The 12,099-nt window shown below is 61.0% G+C and carries 7 protein-coding genes; 3 read left to right on the top strand and 4 right to left on the bottom strand.

Features of this window, described 5'->3' with window-relative positions:
- The first annotated feature begins 252 nt into the window (after positions 1–252).
- A complete protein-coding gene (locus KY084_RS06710) occupies positions 253–1,140 on the top strand; it encodes a Vgb family protein (RefSeq protein ID WP_219237693.1) in 888 nt (295 codons plus the stop codon).
- Between the two features lie 47 nt (positions 1,141–1,187).
- Here KY084_RS06710 and KY084_RS06705 read toward each other — a convergent pair whose 3' ends face one another.
- A complete protein-coding gene (locus KY084_RS06705) occupies positions 1,188–2,108 on the bottom strand; it encodes a response regulator transcription factor (protein WP_219237662.1) in 921 nt (306 codons plus the stop codon).
- Positions 2,098–5,484 (bottom strand): hybrid sensor histidine kinase/response regulator, encoded by a 3,387-nt coding sequence (locus tag KY084_RS06700; protein WP_219237661.1) that lies wholly within the window; start codon positions 5,482–5,484, stop codon positions 2,098–2,100. Before KY084_RS06700 ends, KY084_RS06705 begins: the two co-directional genes overlap by 11 nt.
- Positions 5,485–6,033: 549 nt before the next feature.
- Between KY084_RS06700 and KY084_RS06695 the strand changes: the two genes are divergently transcribed.
- Entirely contained in the window at positions 6,034–6,642 is a 609-nt protein-coding gene (locus KY084_RS06695) for a thioredoxin-like domain-containing protein (protein WP_219237660.1), read from the top strand.
- Positions 6,643–6,925: 283 nt separating this feature from the next.
- Positions 6,926–9,346 carry a TonB-dependent receptor gene (locus KY084_RS06690; protein ID WP_219237659.1) on the top strand — a complete coding sequence of 807 codons (2,421 nt, stop codon included), beginning with the start codon at positions 6,926–6,928 and terminating at the stop codon, positions 9,344–9,346.
- An 88-nt stretch (positions 9,347–9,434) separates the two neighbouring features.
- Here KY084_RS06690 and KY084_RS06685 read toward each other — a convergent pair whose 3' ends face one another.
- Complete coding sequence (locus KY084_RS06685) at positions 9,435–11,012, bottom strand: tetratricopeptide repeat-containing sulfotransferase family protein (protein ID WP_219237658.1); 1,578 nt, start codon at positions 11,010–11,012, stop codon at positions 9,435–9,437.
- Positions 11,013–11,169: 157 nt separating this feature from the next.
- On the bottom strand, positions 11,170–12,054 hold the full coding sequence (locus KY084_RS06680) for a dioxygenase family protein (RefSeq protein WP_219237657.1): 885 nt from the start codon (positions 12,052–12,054) through the stop codon (positions 11,170–11,172).
- Positions 12,055–12,099 lie beyond the last annotated feature (45 nt).

Here is a 12,099-nt window from a genome sequence, read left to right as displayed (position 1 = left end):
CATGTTCGGTCACCTCAAGATCAACCGGGCCATCGCCACCCGCTACGACCAACTGACCAGCAGCTTCCTCGGCATGGTCCACGTCGCCACCGCCAGATACTGGCTCAAATTTGTCCACGCCGCCTAGGTTCTGGGGCGTTTGACGTATCGGCCATCGCAACTGTTCCGGCTTAGTCGAGCGGCAAAGCCCGACAGCATTATGAGGCAAGCATCGTGAAGAAAAACCGGGCAATCGCCGCAATCGCCGCCTGCATGGCATTCACGTCCGCGCACGCCGCGGATCATGCGGACAAGGTTCTCGATGTGCCGGGCTTCGCCGACTTTCTGGCCGTTGACGGCACCACGGTCTGGGTGACCAACCGGGGTCGGGTCGAACACTGGTCGCGCGATGGAAAGCTGGGCGCGGTTGCGATGGCGCACCCGTGCGGCGCGATGACCATCGCTGCCGGATCGCTATGGGTTGCCGACTGCGAAAACCGCACGCTCAACCGGATCGACCTGAAGACCACCAAGCTGACAAATTCGATTCCCACCGGCATCGCCAATCCCGCCGGCGAACTGATCGTCGCAGCAGGCGCAGGATCTATCTGGATCGCCAGCAATGAAAAGGGCGAAATCGCCCGCGTCGACCCGGCCAGCAATTCGGTGACCGACAAGATCGCGGTTGATCCGGGCACATATTACCTTGCCTTCGGTTTCGGCTCACTCTGGGCCGTCAGCGCCACGCAAAACAGCGTGCAACAGATCGACCCTGAAACGAACAGCGTGGTATCCACCGCCCCTCTCGGCCGTCAACCGGGCTTTCTGGCCGCCGGTGCGGGCGGCGTGTGGGTTCAGGAACAGGGCGACGGTACCGTTGCCCGGATCGACCCGGATACCGGTCAGGTGGCTGGCCGGATCAAGGTGGACGAGACGCTGAAATACGGCGACATCGACACCGGCGGGGGAAAGGTGTGGCTGCGCACCACCGCCGGACAGACCTTTGCCGTGATCGATCCGGAAACGATGGAAGTCAGCGCGCGGATCGGTCCAGAGGCCGGAAGCGGAGCATTGCGCTATACGCCATCGGGCATCTGGACGAGCGAGCATGACCGGCACACGCTATCCTGGTGGAGTACGCCCGCAACGCCGTCCGACTGACGAGTGGCAGACAACGGAGATGATGCGGCGGCGTGCTGTAGATCACCTCAGCCGGTAACGGTGCGAACCGCCATCGCAGTGGCGGCGGCACGGGTTTCCACGCCAAGCTTTTCGAACACCTTTTCCAGATGCTTGTTTACCGTACGCGGGCTGATGTCGAGAATTTCGCTGATGACCCGATTGGGCTTGCCATAGCTTACCCATAACAGAACTTCGGCCTCACGCCGTGTCAGTCCATGCTGTTTCTGCAGCAATTCGACCTGCGCATCTTCCCTGATCTCGGTCAGGCGGATCAACCGTTCACCGGGTTTTTCCGCCTCGACAAGGGTAAGTTCGACTTCGAAATCGCCCGCCTCGGCGCGCAGCGAGGCCCCCGCCCCCAGCGAGCCGCCGCAAAGCCGCTCGACCGGCCTGGCAAGTTCGGCGGGCAAGCGTTTTTCCTCCTTGGCCCATCCCGGCAGAATGCGCGCGATCAGATTTTCCGCCTGCGGCGTGCACCATAAAAGCGCGCCGCGATCATCGACCGCGATCAGGTGACGCCCCGTCGCATCGAGCGCGAGACGGGACCCGTGCGAGATGCGGGCGTTGGAAAGATGCACACGCAGGCGGGCGAGCAGTTCGCTGACCACGATCGGCTTGCGGACATAATCAACGCCGCCGGCCTCCATCGCCGCCACGACATTTTCGGGATCGGTCAGGCCGGTCATGAAAATCACCGGGATGTGCGCATGATCGGGCGTGCGCTTGATATTCCGGGTCGCCTCGAATCCGCTCAGGCCCGGCATCACGGCATCCATCAGGATAAGATCGGGAGTAACATGGTTCAGCAGTTCGATCGCCGCTTCGCCGCTATTGGCGATCAGCACCGCCATATTCTCCCGCTCCAGCGTATCGACCAGAAAGCGCAGCGAATCAGGCGTATCATCGACGACGAGGATCCGGTCCTTGCTCAGCGTTTCATCGGGCATGTTGCTGGGACGCCTTTGCAATCGTGGCCAATGCCTTCAGATCGAATGAATCAAGACAGATACGCATTTCCTCCACAAGCCGCGTAGCTTCGGGAACCGTCTCGGCAAGCGCGTCTATCTGCGCCTCTATGCCGCGCACATAGCCGATACGGGCCAGCCGTTCGATTTCCGCCAGATAGGGTCGCGACTGTGGCGGCAGCGGGCGTGGGGCGGACTTGGCTGCGCCGTGACGCCGCCATTCGGTTTCGCAAGCCCCGGCATCGCTTCCGATCCATTTCAGCCCCAGTTGGCTGGTTATCGTGTCGAGCAGCATGGTGAATTCCACGGGCTTGGTAAGAAACATGTCGTGCACCGCTTCGTGGTCATGCACGCCATCGGATTGATGCGCATCGGCGGATACAATCACAATCTTCAGCGCACCGCCATGTAATTGGCGCAGCGCGCGGGCGGTTTCCCACCCCGATTTTCCCGGCATCGATATGTCGAGCAATACCAGGTCCGGTTGCGACCGGGCGGCAAGCGCAATCCCGCTATCGCCGTCGCGCGCAGTCAGGATCGCGAAGCCGAGCGGTTCCAGAAAATCGCGCAGCATGGCAAGCTGTGTAGGATCATCGTCGACCATCATGATCGTGCGGCCGGGACCGGCATAGCCGGTGACGGCAGATGCGGGCGTGGTATCAGTCGGTTGCGACAGCGGCTGCGAAAGCATGACGCGCACGGTGAAGCGCGATCCCTCGCCCACTTCGCTCACGAGTTTGATCTCGCCCCCCATGATATGCACCAGCGCCTGCGTGATCGCGAGGCCCAGGCCGACACCGCTATGCGAATGCGCCGAGACGCCGCTGCCGCGTTCGAACGGTTTGAACACCCGCTCAGCATCCTCTTCGGTAATTCCGGGGCCGGTGTCGGCGATTTCAAAGGTCGCCAGTTCGTTGCGATAGTGAACGGTGAAGGCGACGCTGCCCTTGTGCGTGAATTTCAGGGCGTTCGACAACAGGTTGATCAGCACCTGACGCAGCCGCTTCTGATCGCCGTTGACGAATTCGGGCAACCGCCGCGGCCGTTGGAACACGAACTCGATTCCCTGCTGCGCCGCCTGCGGTTCGAACATATCCGCGATCTGTTCAAGGAAGACGGGAAAGCGAATCTGATCGCGGCTCAGGCGCAGCACCCCGCTTTCCACCTGGGAGATATCGAGCAGGCCTTCGACCAGATTGGACAGATGCTCTGAACTGCGGCGAATGACCTTCGCCGCCTGAACTGCGCCAACCCCGTCGTCGCGCTCCAGCAATTGCGCATAGCCATAGATCGAATTGAGCGGCGACCGGATTTCGTGGCTGACGCTTGCCAGAAAGCGGCTTTTGGCAAGGTTCGCCGATTCCGCGGTCGCCTTTGCCCGCTGCAATTCGGCGTCGGTCACTTCATGCGCCGAAATTTCCTCGATCAGCTTTTCCATGTGATGGCTGGTTTCGCGTTCCGCCGCATGGCTGCTGCGCTGGGCGAGCACCAATATCCATGCCGCCACGCCGAACATCGTGGAAAAGCCGAAAAACACGATCCAAAGCACCGCGCGCACATAATCGGCCGCTTCGGGAACATAGGCCGTATATTCGTGATAAACGAGCTGAATGATCAGGGCGTTGATCAGGCTGAACAGCGCCATCAGCCCGATAAAGCGGCCAAGGGGGCTGTCGGCATGACGCAGGATCGACGGCGGCATCATCCATCCGAACAGCGCCTTGCCCTGTTCGCGTATCGAACTGCCTTCCTTGCAGCGGTCGTGGCAGCGCGCTTCCAGCGTGCAGCACAGCGAGCAGATGGTTCCGGCATATACCGGGCAATGCGCCATTTCGCGCGGTTCGAACGGCGTTTCGCACACGGCGCAGACATGACGTCCCTGCTGCGTGGGCAGTCGCGTTTCGCGCGCGCGATAGAATCGACTGCCGGTGGCAAGTGCGATCGCGGGGGCGCCGACAAAGGCGACAACCAGGCCCAGGGCGGGAGCGAACGCTTGGGCGATATCGCCTAAAAAGCCCAGAAAACTGAGACCCGCGACAAGAAGAGAAAGCAGCATCGCACCGATCCCGACCGGATTGATGTCGTACAGATGTGCCCGTTTGAATTCGATTTGACCGGAATTGAGGCCCAGCGACCGGGATATCGTAAGGTCGCCTGCCAGCGCGCCGAGCCATCCCGCCGCGACGCTGGCGAGCAGCATCAGCAAGTCGTTGGTGATGGCAAACGCCCCGAATTCCATCAGCAGCAGTGCCAGCGTGACGTTGAGGAACAGCCACACCACCCGCCCCGGATGGCTGAGCGTCAGGCGGGAGAAGAAGTTCGACCATGCGATCGATCCCGCATAGGCGTTCGTCACGTTGATCTTCAGCTGGCAGATGATCACGAAGACGCCGGTAAGGATCAGTGAAGCGCGCGGACTGTCGCCAATCTGGTTCAGTACCGCCGCAAACAGGTTAATCGGCGTTTCTGCGGCGTTTGACGGCAATCCAAGCGACACTGCGTAGGATGCAAGAAACGACCCCAACAGCAATTTGACCCCGCCGATCAACGTCCATCCCGGCCCGCCGCCCATCACCGCCAGCCACCAGCGAATGCGTGTCGTTTCCTCGCGCGACGGCATGAACCGCAGATAGTCCGTCTGAGCACCGATCAGCGGCAACAGCGCCAGTATCATCGACAGCGCGAAACCAACATCGAGAAGCGATATTCCGCCCGCGGGCGACTGAAGCCGTCCGGTGAAGGCGGTCCATTCGTTCAGCGCATCGCCCCCTGCCCACAGAATATAAACGATCGGCGCAATCTGGACGATCAGCCACAGCGGCTGGGTCGCAATTTGAAACCGCGCGATCGCTCGCATGCCGTATATCGCGATCGGCAGCACGGCGCAGGCGCTGACGATATGCGCGACGCCAATGGGCAATCCGGTCATCGCGCGCAGCGCCACCGACATGATGCTGGCTTCGATCGTGAACAGAAATACGGTGTACAGCGCGAAAACTAGCGACGTGACCGTCCCGCCCAGATAGCCGAACCCTGCTCCCCGGCTGAGCAGGTCGATGCCAAGCCCTTCCCTGGCGGAATGGTAGGCGATCGGCGCGCTGACCAGAAACATCAATACAATCGCTGCCACGATCGCGGCGACGCCGTTCGCCCATCCGTAAGCGAGCGTAATCGAAGCGCCGATCGCTTCGCAGGTCAGAAAGGCGCAGCTTCCCAGCGCAGCATTGGCGATCCATCCCGCCCCCCGGCGGCGCCCGACCTTCGCGATATGACGCAGCGCGTAATCTTCCAGCGGCGCACTCGTCACCCACCGGTTGTAAAGCCGCTTTTCGCGGAAAATATAGGCCGGCCTGTTCATTCGGTTACGAAAGCCGTCGCCCCAACTCCGTAATGGTGCGGCTCGTGGTCGAACACCAACCGGTCATCGCACTCCTTACCCATCGAAAGTGGCGATTGTGCACTGCAACGAAACCGGGATCAAGGCGGATGATGGCACGCCATGCGTCCCGCACCAGCACGGCGAAAACCCAACCGAGGCCGGCTGAACATTGCACAACATCCCGTCATGATGTCCCAGACGGATCATAGCGTGTCTGTTGGCGGGATCGGCCCCGCTGGCCATGAGGCATTTGACGTATGACAGCGCGCCCGCACGGATAGGCAGTGGCGCGCAAACACCCTCCTAAACGGATCAAAACCGTGCCGTATGCCCCTACGTCAAACGCCCCATGGGCCGTCGCCGATCGTCCCGATACAAATTCCTGCAAAGCATAAAGGAGGCGCTTATGCGTCTGCGCAGATTTCAGTATCGCGTCGCCGCACGCGGCATTCGGCCGCCGGAACCGGCCCCGACCGACCCGCAGGCGGCCGCCACCGCGATTGGCTTGTCGTGCGGGGAAGGCGACAAATGCTGATCGCGTCGAATTTCTTCCTGTGGGTTTGCATCGCCCTTCTGTTCGTCGCGGTTATCGCGCTTGCCCGGCAACTGGCGCTGCTGCGCGAACGGATTGCGCCGCTGGCCGTTTATACTGCCGGACATGCGCCGAAGATCGGCGATCCTTCGCCTGTTATTCCGGCCCACACGCTGGACGGACGGGTGATTACGCTGGGCGGCCGCAGCGAACTTGACCAGCCGGTGCTGCTGCTCTTCGTTGCGACTGACTGCCCGGTGTCGACCAGGATAATTCCCAGCGCCATGGTCCTGTCGCGCGCCGAACAATTGCGGCTGGTGTTCGTCGGCGATGGCGATGCGGAGGCTTATCGCGCGATGGTCCGGCGCTTCAAGGCTCAGGCCCATGATTTCGTCAACAATGCGCAGATACGCATGACCTATCAGGTGTCTCGCATGCCTTCTGCGATCCTGCTGAAAGGCGATGGGACGATAGCGGCAAGCGGGCTGGTGAACAGCCGCGAACATCTCGAAACGCTGGTCGTGACGAACGACGTCGATTTTGACGCGGCGGACACGCCATTGGACCAAAACGACCGCGCCGAAGCCGTTGCCATGGCGGGATAGAAATCGCGCCTGCCAACGCCACGGCCCGCACTCGCGTCACACATCACCCACCTTGAACAGCGCCGATTTGCCTTGCCGAACCGAAGTTTGGCCGGTCGCGAACGCCCTATGGTTCGGGGTTCGCTGTCTTATTCCGGCACTACCGATTTGCCTACGTCAAATGCCCCATGGGCAGCGGCCGTGCCGCTTCATAGCCTTTCAATCATCGGACAGAACGCCCGTTCGAGGCGCGCCGGGGAGGGGAGAAATTTGCTCAGCGATTGCTGAATGTAGAGGGGGTAGTATGACGGGAAACGCGCTGAAGCGCCTTGGTTTGATGTCAGCGACGATGCTGACCGGTTTTTCGGCTTCGGGTGCGATGGCGCAGGTGACCGCAGCGACGGCGGCCGCCGACAGCGCGGCGGCGACCGATGCGATACAGGCAAATGATATCGTGGTTACCGGCACGCGGCGATCGACCAGCCTGCAGGATACGCCGATCAACATTTCCGCGATCACCGGCGAGGAGTTGAGCGACAAGCGGATCGACGATGTTCGCGATCTTGCCGATTTCACGCCCGGCGTCACCATTCAGGACACCGGCCCGCGCAGCACCGGCGGCATCGTGTTCCGCGGGCTCAATGCCGACGACAACAGCACGTTCGGTTCGAACAACGACGATGCGATCGCAACCTATCTCGGTGAAACGCCGCTCTACCTCGACCTCAAGCTGCTCGATCTGCAACGTGTGGAGGTGCTGCGCGGGCCGCAGGGCACGCTGTACGGCGCGGGTACGCTGGCCGGCGCGATCCGCTATATCCCCGAACGGCCCGATGCGACCAAATGGGAAGGGAAATTTCACGGGCGCATGTTCGGCATGAGCCATTCCGACGATCCGGGTTTCGAAACCGACGCGGTCCTGAACATGCCAATCATCAAGGACGTATTGGCACTGCGCGCCGTCGTCGGATATTATGACACGCCGGGGTTCATCGATTACCCGCTGCTGGTCAACGAACCGGGTGTCTCCCTGCCGCAACCGGGCCTGCCGGATCAGACGCTGGGAACCGCCGAAGAGCAGGCGGCCAACCTGCATCGCTACAAGGACGCCAATTTCGAACATACGTTCACCAGCCGCCTGCAAGCCGGGATCTATCCGTGGGAAGGCGCATCGATCTATCTGACCTATGCGCATCAGGATACGCGCACCAATGGGCGTCAGATCAACGGCTATGGCGTGCTGGGCACCGGCAAGTATGAAGCGCCGCAACGCTATCTGGAACCGGCGACGCGCAAATCGGACCTGTATTCGGCCGAAGTAGAGATCGACCTGGGTGACTTCGCGCAGCTCGTGTCGGCAACCTCCTATTCAAAACGAAATAACTGGAGTTCATCGGACGTCACCGATCTGTTGATCGACCTCGATTACGATTATGAACTGTTTCCCGCTTTCGCAGGCTACACCGATTCACGGCAGACCTATGAACAGACGACGCAGGAACTACGCCTCGTCTCGACCCATGGCGGCCCGCTCAGTTGGGTAATCGGCGGTTTCTACAACGATCTGGATTACAACTCCAACTATGTCGAAATCCTGCCCGGCATCCCCGAATTCTATGGAATCTACCGCCCGGACAATTACGAATACGCGTCTTATGTGAAGAGCAAGGACAAGGAAAAGGCGATCTTCGGCGAAGCGACGCTGGAACCGATCAAGGGGCTGAAAATCACTGGTGGCCTGCGCTACTACAAATACCAATCCGAGATCGACGGCGGATCGGCGCTTCCGCTCTATCAAACCTATCCGGAGATCAATTACAGCGGTCGGTCTGGTGACACGAGCGATGACGGGCTGGTGTGGAAAGCGAACCTCTCTTACGAATTCTCGCCCGAACTGCTTGTATATGGAACATACAGCACCGGCTATCGCATTGGCGGGGTGAACCGGGTCGCACCCTGCGTCCTTCCGCTTCCCGAAGGGCAGAATCTCTGCGCCCTGCCCGACGAACTTTCCTATGGGCCGGACAAGACCAAAAACGCCGAAATCGGCGCCAGAGCCACCTTGTTCAATGGCCTGCTGAGCGGCAGCCTCGATGTCTATCATATCGATTGGGACGGCATTCAGCTTGCCGGTCAGACGGTCAACGGCGCGATCGGCATCACCGTCAATGGCGGCACCGCCGTATCGAAGGGGGTCGAACTGGAATTCGCGCTTCACCCCGCGAACGGCCTCGTGATCCGCGGCAACTATGCATATGTCGATGCCCACCTTACAGAGGATGTTCCCGGCCTGCTTCAACAGGAGGATCAGGACGGCGACGGCGATCCCGACAAGATCGATGCCAAGGCGGGCGACCGGCTTCCCGGTTCGGCCAAACATTCCGCCGCGCTGGGCGCAACCTATACCTTCAGCCTGTCCGACAATAGCGAGATCAGCGCGAACTGGACCGCCACCTATCATGGCAATGTCCTCTCGCGCGTCGGGGCGCGGGCCTATGGCGAGAAGATTCCGGACTACACGACCCACCGCGCGTTCATCGGGTGGCGCAAGGACATCTTCTCGATCAAGCTATATGCCGACAATATCTTCGATAAATACGCCTATACCGCCGTGGGCGAGGATCTGAGCCGACAGATCGTGAATGACGGGGTTGTGTCGCGCTATTATTCGCGCACCGTGTTGACCCCGCGCGTGATCGGACTGGAAACCAACATCAATTTCTGACGCGACGCGACCATAAACCGCAAGGCGCCGTCTTTCCGTGCGGGAAGGCGGCGCCTTTCGCTATCGGACCGGGAAATGCCGATGCGCGTCACAAATCAATCGTAATGCCCGCTGCTTCAATCTGTTCGCGAACCGGACCCAGCACATCGGCATAATGCCGCCAGCGGCCAATCGCGTCGCGGTTTATGGGACGGCGAACCTGTTGCGCGCTTGGCGTCGCAACGGCAGCGGTGTTGGTGTGAAAATTCAGGCAGGCGTCTGACCATTCCAGCCCGCAATGGTCGAGCAATCGTCTGGTCTGCGCTTCCTGGGCATCCACCAGCGCTTCATAGCCGAATTGCAGCACGCGCCCCGGAAACAGGTCTTCCCAATACGCCATCAATGCGTCGAACATCAGGTAAAAGCGCGCTGTATCGCCAAGGTCATAGCTATAGCCGTAATAGCTGGACGTGGTCGCGAACAGATTCTTGAAATTGCTCCATATGCTGTCCATCGGATTGCGACGAAGGCACACGATTTTCGCGTTGGGAAGTGCCCGGGCGATATAGCCGATATACAGGAAATTCAGCGGCATCTTGTCGACGAACGTCGCCGCTTGCGTGCCGCTATGCTGCCGCGCGCCGCGCAGATATTCGCGCCCAACCTTTTCCGGTTCGGTATCGCACGCAGCCTTGATGGTTTCGGCATCCAGCACGAAGCGCGACGATGTCCCCGCCATGCGTTTCATCGCCAAGGGCATCGCCTGCAACTCGCCCGCCGAGCGTACATGCGGATGCGAAGAAAGGATGCGATCGACCAGCGTGGTTCCCGTTCGCGGCATGCCGACGACGAAGATCGGCGCGTCTTCGATACCGCTCTTTCCCACGAAATAGTCCGGCTGTGCGAAACGGTCCCGCAGTGTTGCGAAATTGTCGAGGTCCCGGTCGATCGTGAAGCCGGTAGTGCGCTTGTGCCCGGCATTGCCTGTCGCAAGATGCCGGAATACCGCAGCATGGTCGCCCAGGTCTTCATATTCCTTTGCCGCGGCATAATGGATGCGAAGGCGGTGGGTTGGATCATCCGACGCGAGCAGCGCCTTTTCCAGCCGGTCGAGATGATTGCGCTTAGGCGATTGCCGGCGCAGCGTCGCCAGCCCGTAATGCGCGCGCGATTCTCCCGGATCGATCGCCAGCATCGCTTCATACTGCGCCTCAGCCAGATCGCGCTGACCGAAAAAGCCATAGGTGCTGGCCAGATTGAACCGAAACTGAAGATGCTCCGGCTGCCCCGCGACCGCGCGTTCGAACAGCGGACGTGCGTTGCCATGATCGCCCAGCCGGGCATAGACGCAACCGATCGTATCCAGAATATGCGGACCGTGCGGGTCCATGGCGACGGCCGCATCGGCGGCTTCGCGCGCCTCCCCCTCGCGGTGGAGCAAGGTTAGAAGGCGCGCGCGTTGCGCCACGAACTCGGCAGCCGGATCGATGGCAATCGCCCGCTCGACAGCTTGCAGGGCGGCGGCGGCCTGTCCGATTTCGGCCAGCGCCATGGCTTTGATGAAATGGGCGTCGGGAATGTCCGGACGCTGCCGCGTCAGCGCCGAGCAGAGGTGCAGACAGCGGTTCCAATCCCCGCAGCTCAGCGCCGCCCGCGCCGCATCACAAACCTCCCCGATCGTCGCCATGGCGTATAAACTTGTTCTCGCGCTTTGTCCGGCGGCTTGCGTTAAAAGGTCGGCAGCCGGATTGCCGCCGCCCGCGCGATCCTTGCCTCATTCAACGCAACTATGACCAGCCGGCGGCGGCGATGTCCAGTGTTGACCGCACCATAGTCCACCGCCCTCAGGTCGCAATTCCCACCGTCGCGCTGGCAACATATCCGTCCGCGACGGTGCCGGTCATGCTGGGCGTCTGCTGGGCGATCTGAGCGCTGCTATTGTCGCCGAAAACATTGTCGCGATCCGTTGAGGTCTGGCTGAACCGGCTGATGCTGTCGGCGTACAGGTCGTTCCCGTTGTAAACCTCGCGACAGGTATCGGCGGGCATGGCAAGCTGTGAGGTCAGTACGGCGTATCGACCGCCGGTCGCATTTGCCAGGCTGGAAAAAACCTCGAAATGCATGTGCGGATAGCGCCCCGAATAGCAGGCGGGAAAGATGGTTTTGAAAGTGACCTGCCCATTCTCATCCGCGGTCTGAACACCGCGCAGATAGCTTTCGTCTGGAACGCCGTAGAGCGAATATTCGCCATCCACGTCGCAATGCCACAAATAGACCGCGTAACCGGCAAGCGGCACGCAATCGGCGTTGGCATCGACCAGCGTCAGGGTCAGTTCGACCTGCACGCCTTGCGCCACGGTGGTCGATCCGCCCAAAAAGCTCGCCCGGATATCATCGCGTACGATCCCATCCGAAACCAGCGCGTTTGACGTCAGTCCGCCGCTTTGGTTGGTGCCGTCGGCAGGGTACGGCCCCGCAGTCTCCTCGGGATCGGCGATACAGCCACTGACGCTGGAGGTCGGCGTCGGGGTGGGCGACGGCGTCGGCGTCACCGTGGGAGTAGGCGTCGGGGTCACCACCGCGCCGCTGGACGAACCGCCACCACATGCCCCAACAAGCGCGAAGCCGCTCGCCCCGGCGAACATACGAAGCGCATGTCGCCGATCCAGCGATCGCATCGCATCCAGATCATGGCTCAGCCCAAGATCATGCTCATCTGATTTCGTCATACCAAACCTCTGAAAAAAAGGGCGCGCCCCGGCAAAATCATTGCC

This window comes from Stakelama flava, assembly GCF_019351405.1.
Classification (GTDB): domain Bacteria; phylum Pseudomonadota; class Alphaproteobacteria; order Sphingomonadales; family Sphingomonadaceae; genus Sphingomonas; species Sphingomonas flava_A.
Note: the sequence above shows the minus strand (reverse complement) of the source record. Positions and strands in the feature narration are given on the sequence as shown.